This window comes from Rhizobium sophorae (genome assembly GCF_013087515.1).
Lineage (GTDB): Bacteria > Pseudomonadota > Alphaproteobacteria > Rhizobiales > Rhizobiaceae > Rhizobium > Rhizobium sophorae.
In genome coordinates this window covers 1-23,787 of record NZ_JABFCN010000022.1, presented here as the reverse complement: position 1 = coordinate 23,787, position 23,787 = coordinate 1, and the positions used below count along the sequence as shown (strand labels likewise).

Genomic DNA, 23,787 nt, shown 5'->3' with positions numbered 1-23,787 from the left:
CTTGACAGAACAGGGTTAAGAAACGGTTCCGGATCGGGTCTGCCGTCCAACGCTGAAATTCCGGCTTTCCGGCATTGCCGCAGAAAAGAAAATGCCGCCCCGAGGCGGCACTTTCGCGGATCTTTGCGGGCTTGCCTCAGACCTGCTCGAAGGCGCCGTGGCAGTGCTTGTATTTCTTGCCGGAGCCGCAGGGGCAGGTCTCGTTGCGCCCGACCTTGCCCCAGGTCGCTGGATCATCCGGGTTGCGATTTTCGGGAGAAACGATGACTTCCGATGCCTGGTAGATCGCCGGGGCGAAATCGTCCTCGCCGGTCGTCGGATCAAGGTGATGGGCCTGCATCAGCGGCGGTTCAGGCTCGGCAGGGGCCTGCTGCACGAGTTCGACGCGCATCAGCTGGGCGGTGACGGCCTCGCGCAGATTGTTGAGCAGCGCCGTGAAGAGCTCGAAGGCTTCCGACTTGTATTCCTGCAGCGGATCCCGCTGGGCATAGCCGCGGAAGCCGATGACGGAGCGCAGATGGTCGAGGTTGACGATGTGCTCGCGCCAGAGATGATCGAGCGTCTGCATGACGATCGAGCGTTCGACGTAATGCATGATGTCGTCGCCGAAACGCTCGGCCTTTTCCGTGAAAGCCGCATTGGCGGCTTCCGTCAGGCGCTCGCGGATGTCGTCCTCGCCGATGCCTTCTTCCTTCACCCAGTCCTCGACCGGCAGGTCCAGATTGAGAATGTTCAAAGCAGCGGTCTTCAGGCCGGCGGCATCCCATTGTTCGGCATAGGCGCGCTCGGGGATATGCTTTTCGACCATGTCCTCGATCACCTCACGGCGCATGTCGGAAACGGTCTCGGAAATATTGGTCGATTCCATCAGTTCGAGGCGTTGCTCGAAGATCACCTTGCGCTGATCGTTGAGAACGTCGTCATACTTCAAGAGGTTCTTGCGGATATCGAAGTTGCGGGCCTCGACCTTCTTCTGGGCGCGCTCCAGGGCCTTGTTGATCCAGGGATGGACGATCGCCTCGCCTTCCTTGAGGCCGAGCTTGGTCAGCATGCTGTCCATGCGGTCGGAGCCGAAGATGCGCATCAGGTCGTCCTGAAGCGAGAGGTAGAACTTCGAACGCCCAGGGTCGCCCTGACGGCCGGAGCGGCCGCGCAGCTGGTTGTCGATGCGGCGGCTTTCATGGCGCTCGGTGGCGATGACGTAGAGACCGCCGGCTTCGAGCGCCTTCTGCTTGAGTGCCTTGATCTCCTCGACGATTGCCTGGATCCGGGCATCACGCTCCGGTCCGGCTTCGACTTCGCCGAGTTCGCGCTCGATGCGCATCTCGAGGTTGCCGCCGAGCTGGATGTCGGTGCCGCGGCCGGCCATGTTGGTGGCGATGGTGATGGCGCCCGGCACACCGGCCTGGGCGACGATGTAGGCTTCCTGCTCGTGGTATCGGGCGTTCAGCACCTTGAAGTCGTCGAAGCCCTGCTTGCGCAGGCGCTCGGCGAGCAGTTCCGATTTTTCGATCGAGGTGGTGCCGACCAGCACCGGCTGGCCGCGCTTGTGAGCGTCGAGGATCTCCTCGATGATCGCCTTGAACTTCTCGTCGAAGGTCCGGTAGACCTCGTCGTCCTCGTCCAGGCGCTTGATCGGCAGGTTGGTCGGAACCTCGATGACATCGAGATTGTAGATGTTGGCGAATTCTTCCGCTTCCGTCTGCGCCGTACCGGTCATGCCGGCGAGCTTGTCGTACATGCGGAAGTAGTTCTGGAAGGTGATCGAGGCCAGCGTCTGGTTTTCCGGTTGAATCTGCACCTTTTCCTTGGCTTCGAGCGCCTGGTGCTGGCCTTCCGAATAGCGGCGGCCCGGCATCATGCGGCCGGTGAATTCGTCGATGATGACGACTTCGTCGTTGCGGACGATATAGTCCTTGTCGCGCTGGAAGAGCTTGTGGGCCTTCAGCGCATTGTTGACGTGGTGGACGATTGCGACGTTCTCGATGTCGTAGAGCGCGTTGCCCTTCAGGAGGCCGGCCTGGCGGAGCAGGTTCTCCAGCTTCTCGGTGCCTTCTTCGGAGAAGTTGGCGGAGCGCTGCTTCTCGTCGATCTCGTAATCGCTGGGCTCCAACAGCGGAATGAAGGCGTCGATCGTATTATAGAGTTCGGAGCGGTCGTCGAGGGGGCCGGAGATGATCAGCGGCGTGCGCGCCTCGTCGACCAGGATAGAGTCCACTTCGTCGACGATCGCGAAGTTGTGGCCGCGCTGGACCATCTGGTTCTTTTCGTACTTCATGTTATCGCGCAGATAATCGAAGCCGAGTTCGTTGTTGGTGGCGTAGGTGATGTCGCAGGCATAGGCTGCGTGGCGCTCCTCGTCGGAGAGACCGTGGACGATGACGCCGGTGGTCATGCCGAGGAAGCCGTAGACGCGGCCCATGGTCGCGGCGTCGCGCTGGGCGAGGTAATCGTTGACGGTGACGACGTGCACGCCCTTGCCGGAAAGCGCGTTCAGATAGACCGGCAGGGTGGCGACGAGGGTCTTGCCTTCGCCGGTCTTCATCTCGGCGATCGCATTCGAATGCAGGATCATGCCGCCGACCAGCTGTACGTCAAAAGGTCGCAGGCCGAGAACGCGCCGCGAGGCTTCGCGCACGACGGCAAAGGCCGGGATTAGAATGTCGTCGAGCGTCTTGCCCTCGGCGAGCAGGGCGCGAAACTCTGCGGTCTTGGCCGCGAGCTGCTCGTCCGTCAGCGCCTTCGTCTTCTCTTCGATAGAGTTGATGGCGGCGACGTTCGGCTGGAAGGACCGCACGCGGCGGTCATTGGAAGACCCAAATAACTTGCGGGCTATACCGCCAAAGCTGACCATATGACTGGTCCTTTCTCAATATTCATCCCCGACGTTTCTTGTTCGCGGCCCAGCCGAAAATCAGGCGCACGCTTAAAACGCCCGGAAACTGTTCTGGACGCGAGGTTGCGTGACAGATAAGAGGGGGGTCGAATGATGTCAACGGATTTGGCGGATACAGAAAGGCCACAATCCGGTGTTGATGGCTATTTTGGGCTGGATTCAAGGGATGCTGAAACCGGCCATGTAACTGTGAAGGGTATTTCATGTTGAGCACCAACAAACTAGCCGTTCTGGCGTTTGCAACTTTTGTCGCGCTCCAGGCCCCCGCCTATGCCGATGACGCCGTCATCGCCAAGGTCGGCGCCCTGGAGATCCACCAGTCGGAACTCGACCTCGCCGTCGCCAATCTGGACCCGCAGTTGGCGCAGCTTCCCGATGACCAGAAGAAGGTCGCAGCCCTTTCCGCAGCCATCGACGTGAAGCTGCTCGCCGCCGACGCTGCCACCGAGAAGCTCGATCAGACCGACGAATTCAAGAAGCGCATGCAGTATCTCTCCGACCGCGAGTTGCACAATGCCTATTTCAAGAAACATGTCGTCGACATCGTGACGCCTGACGAAGTCAAGGCCCGTTACGACAAGGAAGTCGCCGCCCTGCCGAAGCAGGAGGAAGTCCACGCCCGCCACATCCTCGTCAAGACTGAGGACGAAGCCAAGGACATCATCAAGCAGCTCGACGCCGGCAAGGATTTCGCCGAACTCGCCAAGGAAAAGTCCACCGATCCGAACAAGTCGGAAGGCGGCGATCTCGGCTATTTCTCGCGCGGCCGGATGGTCAAGGAATTCGAAGACGCAGCCTTCGCGCTTGAGAAGGGCACCTATTCCAAGACGCCCGTCAAGACCGATTTCGGCTTCCATGTCATCAAGGTCGAAGATAAGCGCGATGCCCCGCCGCCGCCCTTCGACCAGGTGCAGGATCAGGTTCGTCAACTCGTCATGCGCGACAAGTATCTTGCGCTTCTGAACCAGGCAAAGGCGTCCGCCAAGATCGAGATCACCGACGAGACGCTGCGCAAGGGTTACGACCAGGCAAACAAACAGCCGGAGCCGGGCAGCGAGCCCGTCGCGCCGGCGCCGCAGCAGTAATAGTCGCATCAGGGCCCGGTTCTTCCGGGCCCTTCACTATCGTAGTTGTCGCATTTCCGGACGGCGAAGCGGCGTCCATTTCGCCTGGAAATGCTCATTGGCAGGTCTCATCATGTCCGGTTCCGTCTCTCCGCTCGCTCCGAAATCCTTCGTCTCGATGCCGCCGCTGCGCGGCGTGCGCCTGGCGACGGCCTCCGCCGGCATCAAATATAAGAACCGCACCGACGTGCTGATGATGGTCTTCGACAGACCGGCGGCCGTCGCTGGCGTTTTTACCCGCTCGAAGTGCCCGTCGGCGCCGGTCGATTTCTGCCGGGCCAATCTCCCCCATGGCAGTGCGCGTGCCGTCGTCGTCAATTCAGGCAATGCCAATGCTTTCACCGGCCTGAAGGGCCGCCAGGCGACCGCGCTGACGGCGAAATCGGCTGCCGCTGCCGTCGGCTGCGCCGAAAACGAGGTCTATCTGGCCTCGACCGGCGTCATCGGCGAACCGCTCGATGCCACCAAATTCGCAGGCGTTCTGGACCGAATGCAGGCCGAAGCGACCGGCGATTTCTGGTTCGAGGCCGCCAAGGCGATCATGACGACCGACACCTATCCGAAGGTTTCGACCCGCAGCGCCGAGATCGGCGGCGTCGCCGTGACCATCAACGGCATCGCCAAGGGCGCCGGCATGATCGCGCCCGACATGGCGACGATGCTCTCCTTCGTCGTCACCGATGCCGACATTGCGCCCGCCGCGCTGCAGGCGCTTCTGTCCGACGGCGTCGGCCCGACCTTCAATTCGATGACCGTCGACAGCGACACCTCGACTTCCGATACGCTGATGCTGTTTGCAACGGGTGCCGCAGCCGAGGACGGCCAGGCCCGCATCAAGCGTGTCGACGACCCGCGCCTTGCAGCCTTCCGGGCCGCACTCAACGAAGTGCTGAAAGATCTGTCGCTGCAGGTGGTGCGGGACGGCGAGGGTGCCACCAAGATGCTCGAGATTACCGTGACAGGTGCCGAGAGCGATACCGCCGCCAAGCGCATCGCCTTGTCGATCGCCAATTCGCCGCTGGTCAAGACCGCGGCCGCCGGCGAAGACGCCAATTGGGGCCGTATTGTCATGGCCGTCGGCAAATCCGGCGAGATGGCCGACCGCGACCGTCTCGCCATCTGGTTCGGCGATATCAGGGTCGCCGTCAATGGCGAGCGTGATCCCGATTATTCCGAGGCGGCGGCCTCGGACGTCATGAAGGCGCAGGATATCCCCGTCAAAGTCGATATCGGGCTCGGTGCGGGCACGGCAACGGTCTGGACCTGCGACCTCACCAAGGAATATGTTGCGATCAATGGCGACTATCGGAGCTGATCGTTCATTGGCGCAGGCATCCATTTCCCCACACAATCTGCCGCTGGTGCGCAGGCTGGAGGCCGTCGGCTTCCGTGCCTGGCCGGCGGCATCCGTGCAATATGACGGCAGCTGGCAGGTGCGGCTGACGGCCGGCCACCCGTCCAACCGGCTGAATTCGATCGTGCCGCTCGATCCCTCGGATCATCGCGACGTCGAAATCCGCCTGGAAAAGGCGAGCCGGAAGTTCGAAGCTTATGGTCGCGCCGCCGTGGTCCGCCAGACGCCGCTTGCCTCGCCGGTGCTGATCGAACTTCTACGCGCGCAGAACTGGACGCGCTTCGACGATACGGTGGTGATGACCTGCGACCTTGCCGAGGCGGAGCTGCCGGATACGCTTGATCACCTGCCGACCCATGATGTCGGCCGCTTCGTCGACGCCAACCTTGCCGTCGACCAGGCGCCGCTGAGGCTGAAGCCGGCGCTTGCCGAGATCATTTCGGCGATCAAGCCGCCATCCGGCCTGTTCATGATCGAGAACGCGGCGGACGGCCCGCTTGCGACGGTGCTCTGTGTCCAGGACAACGACCTCGCCGGCATCATGTCGCTTTCGGTCTCCGAGGCGCGGCGGCGCGAGGGGCTTGGCACGGAGATCCTGACCTCGGCGCTGCGCTGGGCGCGCATGCGCAGCGCCCGCTCGGCCTGGTTGCAGGTGAAGCTGTCCAATCGTCCGGCCATCGCACTCTATGAGCGCCTCGGTTTTCGCGACGCCTATCATTATTGCTATTGGCAGCAGGAGCCGCGATGAGCGAGGCGGGCCGGAAGATGTTGCTGGTCGCCGCCTGTGCGCTGATCGATGCCGATGGGCGCATCCTGTTGGCACAGCGCCCCGAGGGAAAGTCGCTCGCCGGCTTGTGGGAGTTTCCCGGCGGCAAGGTCGAGCCGGGTGAGACGCCCGAGGAAACACTGGTACGCGAGCTTGAGGAAGAGCTCGGCATCCACACCAAGATCGCCTGCCTCGCGCCGCTGACCTTTGCCAGCCACTCCTACGAGACCTTCCACCTTTTGATGCCGCTCTATATCTGTCGGCGCTATGAGGGCATTCCCCAGGGCCGCGAGGGCCAGGCGCTGAAATGGGTGCGCCCGCAGGCGCTGCGCGATTATCCGATGCCGCCGGCCGACGAGCCGCTCATCCCGATGTTGCAGGATTTACTTTAGCATTATCTGATTATTATTGTGCCACACCATTTTCGGCTGTGGATATTAATGGATCGTTTAACACCTTCTGCCAAAGATCGGCCTCAATCAAGCATCTGGCGTGCGTGTATTAAAAGGCTTGACGTCATGGACGATGATTTCTGGAAAGCTGTCCGGGAAAAGGAACGGGCTTCGTCTGCCTCGCGCAGGACGGGTGCGCTGAATATCGCGCTTCTGTTCGGCACGGCGGTAGTCGCGCTGACGCTCATCTTGACGCCAATGCTTGCGGATTCCTCGAAGAAAAGCGTCTTTGCCAGTGCTCCGGCGGATTTCGATACAATCACGACGGGATCGATCCCCAAGAGCGAAAGCGGCAAGCGTTATACGATCCGCCGCAGCGTCCTCCAGGATACGCCCGGCTCGGTCTGCGTCGTCCAGGGCTATGGCGTCGGCGCCGGTTGCTGAAAAATGCCGGCCGTCGCCCGATGGTCGTGGAATGGTCGTTTGTCGTCTTCGCGCTAAAGGTTGGGGTAATGCGTCTTTTGAAAGCATTTCTTGCGGATAACAGAGGTGCGACGGCGATCGAATATGGTCTCATCGCCGCGATCATTTGCACCGCGCTCATCTCCGGTCTGGGCTTTTTTACCAATGCCCTGCAGAACGTCTTCAACGTGATCAACAACAATCTGCCCGCGAATTGAGGAAGCTCTGGGCGGTTACTGCCTGAGCTTGTGCTCTTCCACCTTCAGCGCATCGGCAAGGCGCGCCTTGGCCGAGCCCGGCTGGAGCGGCTTTTGCTGGCTCTCGTGCGGCGCCCATCCCGAGACATAGATGATTGAAAAGGTCGCGCGGATACGTCCATCGGGATCGGAATAGCGCTCGGCGTAGATTTCGGCCGCGCGCACGAAGAAGGCGCGCGTCAGCGGCATCCGGCCGCGGGCCGCAAGCGGATTGCTCATGCCCATCGCTCTCAGATCCCGCATCAGCGGAAAAAGCGAATCATATCGTACCGTGTAGTTCTCTGCATCGATCACCGGCAGCGCGAAGCCGCCGCGCTGCATCAGGCTGCCGACATCGCGCACGTCGGCGAAGGGGATGACGCGCGGGCTCGCGCCGCCTGTCATCTCGATCTCAGCGGCCAGCAGCACATCGCGCAGTTCCTGCAGCGTGCCGGCGCCGGGGATCGCCGCCATGAACAGGCCATCCGGCTTCAGGGCGCGGCGGATCTGGATGAAGACACCCGGCGTATCGTTGGTCAGATGCAGGCTGAGCGGCGCAAGGATAAGATTGGCCGATTGCGGTTCGAGCGGCACGTCCTCGAGCGGCGCCTCGATCAATGTTTCGCGCGGCCCAGCGTAGGCCTTCTCGCTTTCGATGCGGATCATCGTGCCGATTTTGCCCGTCGCCAGCGCGGCACGGGCGGCAGCACCGGTTGCGCCATGCAGTTCGACGGCGGTTTCGAAAGTCCGCTCGACGACCGTAAGCCGCTCGGCCATTTCCTCAGCGGCAATGTCGAGCAGAAAGGCGGCTTTCGGGTCGTTGTTTGCAAGCGCGCGATGGCGATGTGCGGCGATCAGGGCTCTGTCGAAGATCGTTTCCATGGCGATGTCCTTAGTCCCGCGCCGCTTGTGCGGCAAGACGATTTTCCTTTCACGAAGAACACGCTAGAGCGCCGCGTCCACAGGACGCGCTAAGGACGCTCTATCACTTCTGAATCTGTGCATAATCCCTTCCGAAAATCGATTCCGATTTTCGGGGTCATGCGCTAGTCTCAGCGGCATGGGACTGATCAACACTGAAAAACCGTCAGAGTTCTTGCGGGCGCATCTCTTGCGACCGTTTTCGGCGCTTGCCGACTTATTCTATCCGCCCGCCTGCTCCGTCTGCGGTATTTCCACAGGCGGCCATCGCGGGCTCTGCGCAAAGTGCTGGTCCGGCATCCGCTTTATCGAACGGCCCTATTGCGAGGTGCTCGGCATTCCCTTTTCGCACGATCTCGGCGCCGGCATCCTCAGCGCCGAGGCCATCGCCAACCCGCCGCCCTTCAACCGGCTGCGGTCGGCGGCAACGCACGACCATGCCGTCCGCGATCTCGTTCATGGGCTCAAATATCGCGATCGCACCGATTTGGCGCCGATGATGGCTGCCTGGATGCTGCGCGCCTCCGACGGGGCGGTCGAGAGCTGCGATGCGCTGATCCCGGTGCCGCTGCACCGTAGCCGCATGCTGGCGCGCAAGTTCAACCAGGCAGCCGAGCTTGCCCGCCATATGGCAAGGCTCTCGGGCAAGCCGCTGCTTGCCGCCACGCTTGTTCGCGTCAAGCGCACCAGCCAGCAGGTCGGCCTTGGCGCCAAGGCGCGCGAGGACAATGTCAGGGGCGCTTTTGCGATTGCCAAGGATTGCGAAAACGACATTTTCGGCAAGCGTATCGTCCTCGTCGACGACGTCTATACCACAGGGGCGACGGTCGCTGCGGCATGCCGGACACTGCGCAAGGCGGGTGCGGCCGACATAACGGTTTTGACCTTTGCAAGGGCTCTCTCCGAGCCTATATGACAGGAATACCCGGCATCAGTCTGGAGAGATTATGGTACCCGTCACCATCTATACACGGCAGTTTTGCGGCTATTGCACCCGCGCCAAGTCCCTTCTCGAAGAAAAGGGCGTCGAATATGTCGAGCACGACGCGACCTTTTCGCCGGATCTTCGCCAGGAGATGATCGGCAAGTCGAACGGCCGTACCACTTTTCCGCAGATCTTCATCGGCGGCGATCATGTCGGCGGTTGCGACGATCTCTTTGCGCTCGATCGGGCCGGCAAACTCGATCCGATGCTGGCGGCTTGAGGAAGAACCGATGAGCTTCAAGGCAGCCGCTGTCCAGATGTGCTCCGGGGTCGATCCGGTGAAGAATGCCGCCGCCATGGCGCGGCTGGTGCGCGAGGCTGCTGCCCAGGGTGCGACCTATGTGCAGACACCCGAGATGACCGGCATGCTGCAGCGAGATCGTGCGGCGGCACGCGCCGTGCTTGCCGACGAGGCGCATGACATCATCGTCAAGACAGGCTCAGAGCTCGCTAGGGAATTCGGCATCCACATGCATGTCGGTTCGACGGCGATCGCCCTTACCGATGGCAAGATCGCCAATCGCGGTTTCCTGTTCGGTCCTGACGGCAGAATCCTCAATCGCTACGACAAAATCCATATGTTCGACGTCGATCTCGACAACGGCGAGAGCTGGCGTGAAAGTGCCGCCTATACAGCCGGCTCGGAGGCCCGCGTCCTGTCGCTGCCCTTTGCCGAAATGGGCTTTGCGATCTGCTACGACGTGCGTTTTCCTGCCCTCTTCCGCGCCCAGGCGGTTGCCGGCGCCGAAGTGATGACAGTTCCTGCCGCCTTCACCAAGCAGACCGGCGAAGCGCATTGGGAGATCCTGCTCAGGGCACGGGCGATCGAAAACGGGGTCTTCGTCATCGCCGCCGCGCAGGCCGGCCGGCACGAGGACGGGCGCGAGACCTTCGGCCATTCGATGATCATCGATCCCTGGGGCGCGGTGCTGGCGTCGGGCGGCGCCAGCGGCGAGGCGGTCATCGTCGCCGAGATCGATCCTGCCGCGGTCAAGGCCGCGCATGACAAGATCCCGAACCTGAGGAATGGCCGGGAATTCTCGGTCGAGAAGATTGCGGGGGCAGTCGCCGGAGGCGTCGCCGCTTGATCCGCTATTCCCTCACCTGTGACAATGCCCATGAATTCGAAGGCTGGTTTTCTGAAAGCGCCGATTTCGACCGTCAGGTCGCGACCGGTTTCCTGACTTGCCCGGTCTGTCATTCCGCCGCCATATCCAAGCTGTTGATGGCGCCTTCGGTGTCGACGGCGCGGAAAAAGGACGAGAGGCAGACGCTGGCGATGGATGCCATGCGCCGCGAGGCCCTGCAAAAACTCAAGGAGGCCGTTGCGGCGGTCAAGGCCAATTCCGAGGACGTCGGCACGCAGTTTCCCGAGGAAGCCCGCAAGATCCATTACGGCGAGGCGGATGCCCGCGGCATCATCGGCCAGGCGACAGTCGATGAGGCGCAGGCGCTCTTGGAAGAGGGTATCGAAATCGCAGCCATTCCAGTTTTGCCGGAAGACGTAAACTGAGATGCACCTCGGCGCGTCTGGCCTCTACAGTTTCGGCCGGAATGTCGCACTGCTGAAAGCGTAGCCGGCTGATTGCCGGTGGGTGCTATGCCGGCCGCTTCGCCAGCAGCATATAATTCACGTCCATATCCTTGGACAGGTTCCACTGGTTCGACAGCGGATTGAAGAAGACGCCGGTGCGGTCGGTGATCTCAAGGCCGCTTGTCACCAGCGGCTTTTCCAGTTCTTCCGGGCGCACCAGCTTTTCATACTGATGCGTGCCGCGCGGCAGCCAGCGTAGAATGTTCTCGGCGGCGAAAATGGCAAGCGCTGCCGCCTTCATCGTGCGGTTGATGGTGGCAACGAAGATCAGGCCGCCGGGGCGGACCATTTTTGCGCAGGTCGTCATGAAGAATTCGACATCGGCGACGTGTTCCACCACCTCCATGTTCAAGACGATATCGAAGGTCTCGCCGGCGTCCGCGAGTTCCTCAGCGGTGACCGCGCGATAGTCGACCGAAACGCCGGAGGCCTTCGCATGGGTGGAGGCGATGCCGATATTCTTCTCGGACGGATCGGCGCCAACGACGGAAGCGCCCATGCGGGCGACAGGTTCGGACAACAGACCGCCGCCGCAGCCGATATCGAGCACGCGCAGACCCTCCAGCGGGCGCGCGCTTTTTGGATCACGGCTGAAATTTTCGCAGGCCTTGTCGCGGATATAGGCGAGCCGGACGGGATTGAACTTGTGCAGTGGTTTGAACTTGCCGGTCGGGCTCCACCATTCCGCCGCCATCGCCGAGAAGCGGTCCACTTCGCCTTGGTCGATCGTGCTTTTGGCGCCTTCCGTCATCGTCCACTCCTTCATTCGTGACATGTGAAGTCGGATGATCGGGGGCATAAGTCAAGGGGCGCGGATCAGGGGATTGGCGAGCGCGGAACCGCTCGCCAATAGCTTTTATCGCGTGCGCTTGCCTCCCCCCGCCAAACTCGCTAAGAGACGCCGCAACTTGGGGCCTTTAGGGCCTGGGCTTTTAGAGCGGTTGCAGAAGTTGGCAATCCGGTTCTTTGGCCCAAGCGGTCTGCCCCAGAGCTTTCGTGATGCCGGGTCCGGTTTTCCGTTTTCCCGGCGCCAGTCGTGGTAGAGGCATATGGCACGCATCGTAATGAAATTCGGCGGCACGTCCGTCGCTGACCTGGACCGTATCAAGAACGTTGCCCGCCACGTAAAACGCGAAGTCGATGCCGGGCACGAGGTGGCGGTGGTCGTCTCGGCCATGTCCGGCAAGACCAATGAACTGGTTGGCTGGGTCCAGGGCACGCCGAAGGTGATCGGCGCCAATTCTCCGTTTTACGATGCGCGGGAATATGATGCGGTGGTCGCATCCGGCGAGCAAGTGACCTCCGGTCTGCTGGCCATCGCATTGCAGGCGATGGATATCAATGCCCGTTCCTGGCAGGGATGGCAGATCCCGATCCACACCGACAACGCGCATGGCGCGGCGCGGATCATGGAGATTGACGGCTCCGACATCGTCAAGCGGATGGGCGAGGGGCAGGTCGCCGTCATCTCAGGCTTCCAGGGGTTGGGACCGGACAACCGTATCGCGACGCTCGGGCGCGGCGGATCGGACACGTCGGCCGTCGCAATCGCGGCAGCTGTCAAGGCAGACCGCTGCGATATCTACACTGATGTCGACGGCGTCTACACCACCGACCCGCGCATCGTGCCGAAGGCGCGCAGGCTGAAAAAGATCGCCTTCGAGGAAATGCTGGAAATGGCCTCGCTCGGCGCCAAGGTACTGCAGGTGCGCTCGGTCGAGCTTGCCATGGTACACAAGGTGCGCACCTTCGTGCGCTCATCATTCGAAGATCCCGATGCTCCGGGCATGGGCGATCTGCTGAACCCGCCCGGAACGCTGATTTGTGACGAGGATGAAATCGTGGAACAGGAAGTAGTTACCGGCATCGCCTATGCCAAGGATGAGGCTCAGATCTCGCTTCGCCGTCTTGCCGACCGGCCGGGCGTTTCCGCGGCGATCTTCGGGCCGCTCGCCGAATCCCATATCAATGTCGACATGATCGTCCAGAATATTTCCGAGGACGGGTCGAAGACCGACATGACCTTCACCGTACCGTCAGGCGACGTCGAGAAGGCGATCAAGGTGCTCGGCGACCATAAGGAGAAGATCGGCTACGATGTCGTGCAGAACGAATCGGGGCTGGTGAAAGTATCGGTCATCGGCATCGGCATGCGCAGCCACGCGGGCGTTGCCGCTACCGCATTTCGTGCACTTGCCGAAAAAGGCATCAACATCAAGGCGATCACCACCTCCGAGATCAAGATTTCCATCCTGATCGACGGTCCCTATGCAGAACTCGCTGTCAGGACTTTGCATTCCTGCTACGGTCTGGATAAGAATTGATTCCCAGCGGGCGGCCTGCCCCTTCAGGTTGAGGAGATGAGGCCGGCCCGCCGGGACTGAGTGCGTTGTTTCGGGAGCTTGAGACGCCATGAGAGACCTTTCCGGCGGTCCGCGCGTGCTGCTCAGGCGGTTGCGCGAGTTGATGGCGGAGCCGCTGGAGCCGCAGGAGCGTCTTGACCGGATTGTTCGCCAGATCGCCGGCAACATGGTGGCGGAGGTTTGCTCCGTCTATGTGCTGCGCGCCGACGGCGTACTCGAACTCTATGCGACCGAAGGCCTCAACCGCGAGGCTGTGCACCTGGCGCAATTGAAGATGGGGCAGGGCCTGGTCGGCACCATCGCGGCCTCGGCCCAGCCGCTCAACCTTTCCGACGCGCAGTCGCACCCTGCCTTCCGCTACCTGCCGGAAACGGGTGAAGAAATCTACCATTCCTTCCTCGGCGTGCCGATCCTCAGGACCGGGCGCTCGCTTGGCGTTCTCGTCGTGCAGAACAAGGCGAGCCGCAACTATCGCGAGGAAGAGCTGGAAGCGCTCGAGACGACGGCGATGGTGCTTGCAGAGATGATCGCCACCGGCGAGCTCAAGAAGATTACCAAGCCGGGCCTCGAACTCGACCTGACGCGTTCGGTCACCGTCGACGGCGATACTTATAATGACGGCATCGGCCTCGGTTACGTCGTGCTGCACGAGCCGCGCATCGTCGTCACCAACTTGCTGAACGAGGATACCGAGAAGGAAATCCGGCGGCTGGCCGAAGCCATGGGCTCGCTCAGGATTTCGATCGACGACATGCTGTCGCGTCGCGACGTCTCGATGGAGGGCGAGCACCGCGAGGTGCTCGAAACCTATCGTATGTTTGCGCACGACCAGGGCTGGGTGCGCAAGCTCGAGGAGGCGATCCGCAACGGCCTGACGGCGGAGGCAGCAGTCGAGAAAGTGCAGAGCGACACCAAGGCGCGGATGATGCGGTTGACCGACCCTTATCTGCGCGAACGCATGCATGATTTCGAGGATCTGGCGAACCGGCTGCTCAGACAGTTGACCGGTTATACCGGCCGGACGACCGGGGAAGGTTTCCCCAGCGATGCGATCATCCTGGCGCGCGCCATGGGAGCGGCCGAACTGCTCGATTATCCGCGTGCCAATGTGCGCGGGCTGGTGCTGGAAGAAGGGGCAGTGACGAGCCATGTGGTGATCGTTGCGCGGGCCATGGGCATTCCGGTCATCGGTCAGGCAGCGGGCGTAGTGGCGCTCGCCGAGAACGGCGATGCTGTGATCATCGACGCCGACGAGGGACATGTGCATCTGCGGCCGATGGCCGATCACCGGCGCTCCTACGAGGAAAAGGTTCGCTTCCGCGCCAGACGGCAGGAGCAGTTCCGGGCGCTGCGCGCCGTCGAGCCGGTGACCAAGGATGGGCAGCGGATCGCGCTGATGATGAATGCCGGCCTGCTGGTCGACCTGCCGCAGCTTTCGGAATCGGGTGCCGAGGGCATCGGCCTGTTCCGCACCGAGCTGCAGTTCATGATCGCCTCCACCATGCCGAAGGCGGAGGAGCAGGAGCAGTTCTATCGCAATGTGATAAAGCAGGCGGCGGGCCGCACCGTCACCTTCCGTACGCTCGACATCGGCGGCGACAAGGTCGTGCCCTATTTCCGCGGCCATGAAGAAGAGAATCCCGCACTCGGCTGGCGCGCCATCCGGCTGTCGCTCGACCGGCCGGGACTGTTGCGCACCCAGCTGCGCGCCCTGCTGAAGGCATCGGCCGACACCGAGTTGAAGCTGATGGTGCCGATGGTGACCGAGGTTTCCGAGCTGAAGATGGTGCGCGAGCTATTGCAGAAGGAAGTGCAGCACCTCTCGCGCTTCGGCCACGGGCTGCCGCGCAAGCTGCAATTCGGGGCGATGCTAGAGGTGCCGGCACTGCTCTGGCAGCTCGACGAGTTGATGGAGGCGGTTGATTTTGTCTCGGTCGGTTCGAACGATCTCTTCCAGTTCTCGATGGCAGTCGATCGCGGCAATGCACGGGTCTCGGACCGCTTCGATCCACTGGGCAAGCCGTTCTTGCGCATCCTGCGCGATATCGTGCGCGGGGCGGAGCGGAACAAGACGCCGGTGACGCTCTGTGGCGAGCTCGCCAGCAAACCGATCTCGGCGATGGCGCTGCTCGGTATCGGCTTCCGCTCGATCTCGATGTCGCCGGCCTCGATCGGACCGGTGAAGGCGATGCTGCTCGGGCTCGATGTCGGGGCACTGGCGAAGGCGATGGACGAGGTGCTGGACGATCACCACGCCTTGATGCCGATGCGCGAGGTGCTTGCCCGCTTCGCCGAGAGCCACAATATTCCCCTTTAGACAGAGATTAAGAAGAATCGGAGTGAAGGGTGGCCAAGCTTCCCGTTGAAAAGATGCGCGAGCTGGAACGTCGTTTCGGCGAGATCGAGGCGCGCATGTCGGCTGGCCCGGCTGCCGATGTCTATGTGAAGCTCGCATCCGAATATTCCGAGCTGCAGCCTGTCGTGACGAAGATCCGCGTCTATGAGAAGGCGGTCGCCGAGCTTGCCGATCTCGAAACGCTGCTCGAGGACAGGTCGGTCGACCGCGAGATGCGCGACCTCGCCGAGCTCGAGCTGCCCGAGGTGAAGGAACAGATCGAGGCGCTTGAGCAGGAGATGCAGATCCTGCTTCTGCCGAAGGATGCAGCGGATGAAAAGAGCGCGATCCTCGAAATCCGCGCCGGCACGGGCGGCTCGGAAGCGGCCCTTTTCGCCGGCGATCTCTTTCGCATGTATGAGCGCTTTGCGGCGGAAAAGGGCTGGAAGGTGGAGGTGCTCTCGGCAAGTGAGGGCGAAGCCGGCGGCTACAAGGAAATCATCGCGACGATCACCGGCAGGGGGGTCTTTGCCAAGCTGAAATTCGAATCCGGCGTGCATCGCGTGCAACGCGTGCCGGAAACCGAGGCGGGCGGGCGTATCCATACGTCGGCCGCAACGGTTGCGGTGCTGCCAGAGGCCGAGGAGATCGACATCGAGATCCGGGCTGAAGATATCCGCATCGACACGATGCGCTCTTCGGGTGCGGGCGGCCAGCACGTCAATACGACGGACTCGGCTGTGCGCATCACCCACCTGCCGAGCGGCATTGTCGTCACCAGCTCGGAAAAGTCGCAACACCAAAATCGCGCCAAGGCGATGCAGGTGCTGCGCTCAAGGCTTTACGATGCCGAGCGGCAGAGAGCCGACAGCGAGCGCTCTGCCGATCGCAAGAGCCAGGTCGGCTCCGGCGACCGCTCGGAACGTATCCGCACCTATAATTTCCCGCAGGGGCGGGTAACGGACCATCGCATCAATCTGACGCTCTACAAGCTCGACCGGATGATGGAAGGCGAGATCGAGGAGGTCGTCGACGCGCTGATGGCCGATTACCAGGCCAGCCAGCTGGCACAGCTCGGCGAGCAACAATGAGCTCGACGGTCGCCGATATGCTTGCCGAAGCGCGCCGTCGCTTCACCGAAGCAGGTATCGTCGACCCGGGGACCGATGCGCGGCTGCTTGTCGCGGGTCTTCTGAAACTGTCGCCGACCGAGCTGTTGACGCGATCGGCCGAGAGGCTTTCTGCCGAGCAGGCCGAAGTGATTTTCAAGGCGCTGGAGCGGCGGCTTGCTCATGAGCCGGTGCATCGCATTCTCGGCGAGCGGGAATTCTACGGCCTGCCGCTTCGGCTTTCGGCGGAAACGCTGGAACCGCGGCCGGATACGGAAATCCTGGTCGATACGGTTCTCGTCTATCTCAAAGACCTTGCAAAGACGCAAAACCGTCTCCATATCCTTGACATGGGAACCGGGACCGGGGCGATATGCCTTGCGCTTTTGAGCGAATGTCCTGATGCGTCAGGTGTCGGCAGCGACATATCGGCGGATGCACTTTTGACGGCAAGATCGAATGCAGAAAGAAACGGGTTGCAGGATCGTTTTGAGGCCGTACAGTCGAATTGGTTCGAGAACATCCAGGGATCCTTTCACGCGATTGTCTCAAATCCGCCCTATATTGCTTCCAATGTCATTCACGATCTCGCTCCCGAAGTGACGAAATTTGATCCGGCTGCGGCTCTGGATGGCGGCCCGGATGGACTTGACGCTTACAAAGCCATAGCCAAGGATGCGGCAAGGTTCATCAGGCCCGATGGGGTCGTCGGACTGGAGATCGGCTACGATCAGCGAAACGAAGTGACGGCGATCTTTGAAGCGAAAGGCTTCAGGTGCCTCAAATCCGTGAAAGATTATGGTCAGAACGACAGGGTGCTCGTGTTCGCGCTCGCGTGAAAGACGATAATGCGGCATTGGACGAGACATTATTGTTATTGCGAAGAAAAGGCTTGGATTTCCCGGTGAAGCAATATAGGTTGCGGTCACGTGTTGGGCAGATAGGAATGAACGAGATTCGTTCGGTACTTGGTTTGCCTCGGGGGTCCGCTCTTTTAAACGAGAGTTTCAACGGTTGAACACGACCCAATGCGTGAATCAGTCAAACTGACTTGAGAACCAAGCGGCAGGTCGGCGCAAAGGCGCAGTATGCTCGCGGCACAAAGGTCCTGATCCGGTTTTCCGGTCATGGCGGTTGGTGCCATGTATCCATCACAAACAGAGAATTCAGGTGAACGATCTATGAGGCCAGGACAGCAGAACAAGCGCGGTCGAGGGCGTGGTAACAATAACAACGGCGGCGGCGGTGGAAATAACAATAACAACAATTTCAACCGCAAGGGCGGCAATCCGCTGACCCGTTCCTATGACAGCTCCGGCCCCGATGTGAAGATTCGCGGTACGGCGCAGCATATCGCCGAAAAATACGCGCAGCTCGCCCGCGACGCCCAAAGCTCCGGCGACCGTGTGATGGCCGAGAACTATCTCCAGCACGCTGAACATTACAATCGGATCATCGCCAGCGCCCAAGCGCAGATGCAGGAACGCTTCCAGCGCGACGACCGTGGTGAGTACAATGATCGCGAAGGTGCGGACCGCGACGGCGACGACATGGATAACAATGAGAATGACAATGACAATGACGGTGACGATGTCGTTATCGTCCAGCCGCCGCAGAGCAGGCCGCACCAGCCGCAGCAGAGCAGACAGCACCAGGCACAGCCGAAGCCGCTAGCCGCTCAGGCGCCTGCACCCCAGTCCGAGGCCATCGATGGAACTGGCCCGCAGCCGGAGATCGAAGGCATTCCGGCCGAAGTCGCGATGGACGAGGAAGGTGCCGGCGGCCAGCCGCGCGAACGCCAGCCCCGCCGCCGCAGCACCGGCAGCCGTCCCCGTCGCCCGCGTCGCGGTGCTGAGGGCGAAGAAGCCGCCGCTGAAGGCGAGGGCGCCTCTGCCGAGGCGCCGGTGCTGGCTGACGTCGCCTCGGAATGAGGATTTCGCTTCCCCTTCAGGGGAGAGCGTGGCGTTCATGCGATCTACTCGAATTAGCTTGAAAATCCCCGGCCTTGTGCCGGGGATTTTCATTTTATGGGCTCTTTAAACTGGCAGAACAGGCTACCATATTCTCTTCGAACTGCTTCGCCCGAATCCCAGCCGGGCAAAGCGCGACCTGCCTTTTCAGGGGGTCGATCTCAATCATCGGTCTGCGCCTCGTCAGGGCAGGGCGATCCATGGAGGTAGAATATGAATATCGAGAAATATTCGGAGCGGGTGCGCGGTTTCATCCAGTCCGCTCAGACCTATGCGCTGGCGCAAGGTCACCAGCAATTCACGCCCGAACATGTGTTGAAAGTCCTGCTCGACGACGATCAGGGAATGGCGGCGTCGCTGATCGAGCGCGCCGGCGGCGATGCCAAGGCCGCCCGCCTGGCCAATGACGCGGCTCTCGCCAAATTGCCGAAGATCTCCGGCGGCAACGGAAACATCTATCTGGCACAACCGCTCGCCAAGGTCCTTTCGACCGCCGAAGAAGCGGCGAAGAAGGCCGGCGACAGCTTCGTCACGGTGGAGCGCCTGCTGCAGGCGCTGGCGATCGAATCCTCGGCCTCGACCTTTTCGACGCTGAAGAACGCAGGCGCGACGGCGCAGGGCCTCAACCAGGTCATCAACGACATCCGCAAGGGTCGGACGGCGGATTCCTCCAATGCTGAGCAGGGTTTCGACTCGCTGAAAAAGTTCGCACGCGATCTCACCGCCGAAGCCCGCGAGGGCAAGCTCGACCCGGTGATCGGCCGCGACGACGAAATCCGCCGCACCATCCAGGTGCTTTCGCGCCGCACCAAGAACAATCCTGTGCTGATCGGCGAACCCGGCGTCGGCAAGACGGCGATCGTCGAGGGCCTGGCGCTGCGCATCGTAAACGGCGACGTGCCGGAATCGCTCAAGGATAAGAAGCTGATGGCGCTCGACATGGGCGCGCTGATTGCCGGTGCGAAATACCGCGGCGAATTCGAGGAGCGGCTGAAGGCCGTGCTCAATGAAGTCCAGGCGGAAAACGGCGAGATCATCCTGTTCATCGATGAGATGCACACGCTGGTGGGCGCCGGCAAGGCGGATGGGGCGATGGATGCCTCCAACCTCCTGAAGCCCGCCCTTGCCCGTGGCGAGCTGCATTGCGTCGGCGCGACCACGCTTGATGAATATCGCAAACATGTCGAGAAGGATCCGGCCCTTGCCCGCCGCTTCCAGCCCGTCGTCGTCGACGAACCGACGGTCGAAGACACGATCTCGATCCTGCGCGGCCTGAAGGAAAAATACGAGCAGCATCACAAGGTGCGCATCGCCGATGCGGCGCTGGTGGCGGCGGCAACGCTTTCCAACCGCTATATCACCGACCGTTTCCTGCCCGACAAGGCGATCGACCTGATGGACGAGGCGGCGGCGCGGTTGCGCATGCAGGTGGATTCCAAACCGGAAGAGCTCGACGAACTCGACCGCCGCATCATGCAGCTGAAGATCGAGCGCGAAGCGCTGAAAAAAGAAACGGACGTCGCGTCCGCCGACCGTCTGAAGCGGCTTGAAACCGAAGTGACCGATCTCGAGGAACAGGCCGATGCGCTGACGGCCCGCTGGCAGGCGGAAAAGCAGAAACTCGGCCTTGCCGCCGATCTCAAGAAGCAGCTCGATGATGCCCGCAACGAACTGGCGATCGCCCAGCGCAAAGGCGAATTCCAGCGTGCCGGCGAGCTGACCTACGGCGTCATTCCCGATCTTGAAAAGCAGCTCGTCGATGCCGAGAAGCAGGATGGCGACCGCGGCGCGATGGTGCAGGAGGTGGTCATCCCCGACAACATCGCCCATGTCGTGTCCCGCTGGACCGGCATTCCGGTCGACAGGATGCTGGAGGGCGAACGCGACAAGCTGCTTCGAATGGAAGACGAACTGGCGAAATCGGTGATCGGTCAGGGCGATGCGGTTCAGGCCGTGTCGCGCGCCGTCCGCCGCGCGCGCGCCGGCCTGCAGGATCCGAACCGGCCGATCGGCTCGTTCATCTTCCTCGGTCCGACCGGCGTCGGCAAGACGGAGCTCACCAAGGCGCTCGCCCGCTTCCTCTTCGACGACGAAACGGCGATGGTGCGCATGGATATGTCGGAATATATGGAGAAGCACTCCGTTGCCCGGCTGATCGGAGCACCTCCCGGCTATGTCGGTTATGATGAAGGCGGAGCGCTGACGGAAGCCGTGCGCCGCAGGCCCTATCAGGTCGTGCTGTTCGACGAGATCGAAAAGGCGCATCCCGACGTCTTCAACATATTGCTGCAGGTGCTGGACGACGGACGTCTGACGGACGGCCAGGGCCGGACGGTCGATTTCCGCAACACGATGATCATCATGACCTCGAACCTCGGCGCCGAATATCTGACGCAACTGAGGGACGGCGACGACAGCGACACGGTTCGCGAGCAGGTGATGGAGGTCGTGCGCGGGCATTTCCGGCCGGAATTCCTGAACCGCATCGACGAGATCATCCTCTTCCATCGCCTGAAGCGCGAGGAGATGGGCGCGATCGTCGATATCCAGCTGAAGCGGCTGGTGGCTCTGCTGTCCGAGCGCAAGATCGTCATCGATCTCGACGAGGAAGCCCGCCACTGGCTGGCGAACAAGGGTTACGATCCGGTCTACGGCGCAAGGCCGCTGAAGCGGGTGATCCAGAAGTTCGTGCAGGATCCGCTGGCCGAGCAGATCCTGTCCGGCCAGGTGCCGGATGGATCAACGGTGACGGTGACGAGCGGTTCGGACCGGCTGCAGTTCAGCACGAGGCAGACGGTGAGCGAAGCGGCGTGAATCCAGTTTGCCGGATGAATGAGAAATGGCGGCTTCGGCCGCCATTTTTCGTTAGGCGGGAGTACCGACCGGCGGGTCATTGTCGGTTTAATGGAAATTACTTGCTCGCCACCTGGTCTGGCGTCTGGTTGTTCAGCAGCGTATCGATGCGCTTGCGCTCGTCCTCGAATTTCGCCAGCGCCTCGCCCTGCAGCGATTTTCCGCCCGGCAAGCGAATGCGCAGTGGATCGACCTTGGTGCCGTTGACGATCAGCTCGTAATGCAAGTGCGGGCCGGTGGATTCGCCCGTCGTGCCGACCCAACCGATCACCTGGCCCTGGCGGATCTTGGCACCGGGGACGACGCCCTTGGCAATGGCGCTCTGGTGATTGTAGGAGGATTCATAGCCGTTGGCATGGCGCACGATCGTCTGGTTGCCATAACCGCCGGAATCCCAGCCGGCTTTTTCAACCGTGCCGTTGCCGGCGGCGATGATCGCCGTACCGCGGGGTGCAGCCCAATCGACGCCGGTGTGCATGCGGGCGAAACCGAGGATCGGGTGGCGGCGCATGCCGAAGCCCGATTTGAAGATGCCATTCGGCACCGGATTGCGCAGCAGGAACTGGCGGATGCTCTTGCCGTTCTCGTCGAAATAATCGACCGTGCCGTCGTCGGGATCCTGGAAGCGGTAGAAGCGTGTCTGCGTATCGCCGAAACGGGCGTTGACATAGAGGAGTTCGGAATCTTCGGTCGCTTGACCGGCGCTGTCGGCAACGGAGAAAAAGGCCTCGAGACTGTCGGTCGGCCTCAGCTGCGCCTGGAAATCGACATTGCTGGCGAGCAGCTTGATGATCAGCGCCGTCATATCCTTGGTCATGCCGTAGGAAAGGGCAGCACGATAGATGCCGTCATAGACGCGCGGCAGGTTCTGGCCGGGGGGCGGTGCGAAGGAATTGTCATCGAAGGCAGTGGCGATGGCATCCAACATCGGCGGCTCGCTGCCGGGCACATATCTGCCCTTGTCGTCAACGGCCACGGTGACGAGATGGCGCGTGCCGCGATAGACGCTGGCTCGAATGATCTTTGCCTGTTCGCCCTTCTGAATGATGCCGATGCGCAGCACGTCACCCTTGTCGAGATCACCAGAACCCAGTTGCTGTGCGATATAGCCGGCAATGCCATCGGCATATTGCTGCGGATAGCCTGAATCCGTCAACGCCTTGGCGATCGGCGTGTCGACACGCACTGGCAGGATGTCGTCGGCGAATTCTTCGGTTTGCGGCGTGATCGATTCCGATGCGGAGACCGTCATGTTCTGTTCGAGCACGCGGGCGGACAGACCGGCGGTCAGATCGACATCGGCGTCCTCGTTGGAGAAACGACGCGGATCGACGTAATAAAGGGCTGCGAGCTGAGTGTTGCCGTCGGTCAGCACCGAGCCGTTGGAGCGCACATTCTCTTCGACCTCCTCGAGCGACAGGCCGGACGCCATCTGCATGCTGGTCTTGCCGGTCGGGAAGGGAATGGTCTTCAGGCTGACTTCGGATTCGACGTCGGAGCCGTAAAGCGCGCCTGTGCGGCTTTGCGGTGCGGGCTGCGGCTCGTCGGCGGAAAAGATCGCCAGAGGATCGAAGTCGGGATAGTCCTCCGTCGCCACATGGTTGGCGGCCAGCGTCATCTTCACATGGGCGAAGGGCTGGCGGCGCACGACTTCCTTTTCGCCGTCATGGACGACGGTGGACACTTCCAAGATGGCACGGTCGGACGGTTTTGCGGCGATGGCCGGCGCGATCAGCCGGCCACCGCGGACCACTGTCGTATCCTCATGCGCGTCTGCCGCGACGCTCGCATAGGCTTCGGCGGGGATCGCCAGTTGCTGGCGGCCGTCAAGGGCGGCAAAAAGGGCGACACCCATCAGGACGGATGATGTAATGCCGGTGAGGAACGTGCCCGAGAGCCAGCGCAAGGAAACCTCGCGGCGGTCGGGTGCGCGCCTGCCGTCGGCCAGAAGCGGAGGCTCGTTGCCCAACGAGCGGATCATCATTTTCTCCGTCATCATGGCAGTCGGGTCCGCGTCCTTACATCAGGCGTCTGTGGGAGCATTTATCGGCCATCCTGGCTGGGGCGAAAGATGTGCATATTTTGGGCATGGAAGTCAAATCACTCAGGAAAAGGCAGTCTGCCTGCATTTGCCTGTGTGAATCATGTGTCTCTTAAGACCAGCAGATTGTGATGATGTCGGGGCGCAGAAGACAAAAGAGCGTTCTTTCCACGAAAAGTCGAAAGACATTCATTTTTCCTGGCCATCTAAGGCCGGTCGGAATCCGGGAAAGGACCGCATTTGAGTGTCGCCCGGAATTTTGCCTGGAAAAACAATGACCTGAAAGAAAAATCAAATTTTTCAAAAAGCGCTGTTGACTGTTTCGGTGGGTTAGTTCTATAAGCCCCCTCACTGAACGAGGGCGGCGGCGCTGCTGGCGACGAAGT

Annotated in this window: 21 protein-coding genes; 16 read left to right on the top strand and 5 right to left on the bottom strand. The window is 61.5% G+C overall.

What is annotated here, in order from left to right; genetic code table 11:
* Positions 1 to 136: 136 nt before the first annotated feature.
* Positions 137 to 2,854: a preprotein translocase subunit SecA gene (secA, locus tag G9X64_RS13010; protein ID WP_171376660.1), complete on the bottom strand. Its 2,718-nt coding sequence runs from the start codon at positions 2,852 to 2,854 to the stop codon at positions 137 to 139.
* A 245-nt stretch (positions 2,855 to 3,099) separates the two neighbouring features.
* On the opposite strand from secA, the gene G9X64_RS13005 reads away from it, so the two are divergent.
* The 6 genes from G9X64_RS13005 to G9X64_RS12980 all read left to right on the top strand — a co-directional run bounded on the left by G9X64_RS13005 (position 3,100) and on the right by G9X64_RS12980 (position 7,212).
* Entirely contained in the window at positions 3,100 to 3,981 is an 882-nt protein-coding gene (locus G9X64_RS13005; RefSeq protein ID WP_168313053.1) for a peptidylprolyl isomerase, read from the top strand.
* A 112-nt stretch (positions 3,982 to 4,093) separates the two neighbouring features.
* Positions 4,094 to 5,335 carry a bifunctional glutamate N-acetyltransferase/amino-acid acetyltransferase ArgJ gene (gene argJ / locus G9X64_RS13000; RefSeq protein ID WP_171376710.1) on the top strand — a complete coding sequence of 414 codons (1,242 nt, stop codon included), beginning with the start codon at positions 4,094 to 4,096 and terminating at the stop codon, positions 5,333 to 5,335.
* Positions 5,316 to 6,122 carry a GNAT family N-acetyltransferase gene (locus tag G9X64_RS12995; protein WP_168313052.1) on the top strand — a complete coding sequence of 269 codons (807 nt, stop codon included), beginning with the start codon at positions 5,316 to 5,318 and terminating at the stop codon, positions 6,120 to 6,122. Before argJ ends, G9X64_RS12995 begins: the two co-directional genes overlap by 20 nt.
* Positions 6,119 to 6,532, top strand: a complete 414-nt coding sequence (gene mutT / locus G9X64_RS12990) for an 8-oxo-dGTP diphosphatase MutT (protein ID WP_168313051.1) — start codon at positions 6,119 to 6,121, stop codon at positions 6,530 to 6,532. The genes G9X64_RS12995 and mutT overlap by 4 nt, the downstream gene beginning before the upstream one ends.
* 126 nt (positions 6,533 to 6,658) lie before the next feature.
* Positions 6,659 to 6,976 (top strand): hypothetical protein, encoded by a 318-nt coding sequence (locus tag G9X64_RS12985; RefSeq protein ID WP_003543245.1) that lies wholly within the window; start codon positions 6,659 to 6,661, stop codon positions 6,974 to 6,976.
* Positions 6,977 to 7,044: 68 nt separating this feature from the next.
* The gene (locus tag G9X64_RS12980) at positions 7,045 to 7,212 is read left to right on the top strand and encodes a Flp family type IVb pilin (protein WP_168314980.1); all 168 of its coding nucleotides are present in this window, start codon (positions 7,045 to 7,047) and stop codon (positions 7,210 to 7,212) included.
* Between the two features lie 15 nt (positions 7,213 to 7,227).
* Here G9X64_RS12980 and G9X64_RS12975 read toward each other — a convergent pair whose 3' ends face one another.
* Entirely contained in the window at positions 7,228 to 8,112 is an 885-nt protein-coding gene (locus tag G9X64_RS12975) for a methyltransferase domain-containing protein (RefSeq protein ID WP_171376659.1), read from the bottom strand.
* Positions 8,113 to 8,290: 178 nt separating this feature from the next.
* On the opposite strand from G9X64_RS12975, the gene G9X64_RS12970 reads away from it, so the two are divergent.
* The 4 genes from G9X64_RS12970 to G9X64_RS12955 are packed head-to-tail and all read left to right on the top strand — an operon-like array spanning position 8,291 to position 10,649.
* The gene (locus tag G9X64_RS12970; protein WP_168314738.1) at positions 8,291 to 9,067 is read left to right on the top strand and encodes a ComF family protein; all 777 of its coding nucleotides are present in this window, start codon (positions 8,291 to 8,293) and stop codon (positions 9,065 to 9,067) included.
* 31 nt (positions 9,068 to 9,098) lie between these two features.
* Positions 9,099 to 9,356, top strand: a complete 258-nt coding sequence (grxC, locus tag G9X64_RS12965) for a glutaredoxin 3 (protein ID WP_168313047.1) — start codon at positions 9,099 to 9,101, stop codon at positions 9,354 to 9,356.
* A gap of 10 nt (positions 9,357 to 9,366) precedes the next feature.
* Entirely contained in the window at positions 9,367 to 10,224 is an 858-nt protein-coding gene (locus G9X64_RS12960) for a carbon-nitrogen hydrolase family protein (protein ID WP_168314737.1), read from the top strand.
* Positions 10,221 to 10,649, top strand: a complete 429-nt coding sequence (locus G9X64_RS12955) for a DUF1178 family protein (protein ID WP_168313045.1) — start codon at positions 10,221 to 10,223, stop codon at positions 10,647 to 10,649. Before G9X64_RS12960 ends, G9X64_RS12955 begins: the two co-directional genes overlap by 4 nt.
* 85 nt (positions 10,650 to 10,734) lie before the next feature.
* Here G9X64_RS12955 and ubiG read toward each other — a convergent pair whose 3' ends face one another.
* Positions 10,735 to 11,481 carry a bifunctional 2-polyprenyl-6-hydroxyphenol methylase/3-demethylubiquinol 3-O-methyltransferase UbiG gene (gene ubiG, locus G9X64_RS12950; RefSeq protein ID WP_131720600.1) on the bottom strand — a complete coding sequence of 249 codons (747 nt, stop codon included), beginning with the start codon at positions 11,479 to 11,481 and terminating at the stop codon, positions 10,735 to 10,737.
* A gap of 298 nt (positions 11,482 to 11,779) precedes the next feature.
* On the opposite strand from ubiG, the gene G9X64_RS12945 reads away from it, so the two are divergent.
* From G9X64_RS12945 to clpB, 6 genes are all read left to right on the top strand, one after another.
* Positions 11,780 to 13,054: an aspartate kinase gene (locus G9X64_RS12945; protein ID WP_168313044.1), complete on the top strand. Its 1,275-nt coding sequence runs from the start codon at positions 11,780 to 11,782 to the stop codon at positions 13,052 to 13,054.
* Positions 13,055 to 13,142: 88 nt separating this feature from the next.
* A complete protein-coding gene (ptsP, locus tag G9X64_RS12940; RefSeq protein ID WP_171376658.1) occupies positions 13,143 to 15,410 on the top strand; it encodes a phosphoenolpyruvate--protein phosphotransferase in 2,268 nt (755 codons plus the stop codon).
* A gap of 29 nt (positions 15,411 to 15,439) precedes the next feature.
* Entirely contained in the window at positions 15,440 to 16,519 is a 1,080-nt protein-coding gene (prfA, locus tag G9X64_RS12935; protein ID WP_027666756.1) for a peptide chain release factor 1, read from the top strand.
* Positions 16,516 to 17,376: a peptide chain release factor N(5)-glutamine methyltransferase gene (prmC, locus tag G9X64_RS12930; protein WP_171376657.1), complete on the top strand. Its 861-nt coding sequence runs from the start codon at positions 16,516 to 16,518 to the stop codon at positions 17,374 to 17,376. The genes prfA and prmC overlap by 4 nt, the downstream gene beginning before the upstream one ends.
* Before the next feature lie 342 nt (positions 17,377 to 17,718).
* Entirely contained in the window at positions 17,719 to 18,468 is a 750-nt protein-coding gene (locus G9X64_RS12925) for a DUF4167 domain-containing protein (protein WP_171376656.1), read from the top strand.
* 252 nt (positions 18,469 to 18,720) lie between these two features.
* A complete protein-coding gene (gene clpB, locus G9X64_RS12920) occupies positions 18,721 to 21,321 on the top strand; it encodes an ATP-dependent chaperone ClpB (RefSeq protein ID WP_171376655.1) in 2,601 nt (866 codons plus the stop codon).
* Positions 21,322 to 21,418: 97 nt separating this feature from the next.
* On the opposite strand, the gene G9X64_RS12915 is transcribed toward clpB, so the two are convergent.
* A complete protein-coding gene (locus tag G9X64_RS12915) occupies positions 21,419 to 23,359 on the bottom strand; it encodes a M23 family metallopeptidase (protein WP_171376654.1) in 1,941 nt (646 codons plus the stop codon).
* Positions 23,360 to 23,607: 248 nt separating this feature from the next.
* Positions 23,608 to 23,787: hypothetical protein (locus tag G9X64_RS36195; RefSeq protein ID WP_210259665.1), on the bottom strand; the 180-nt coding region annotated here is incomplete at its 5' end.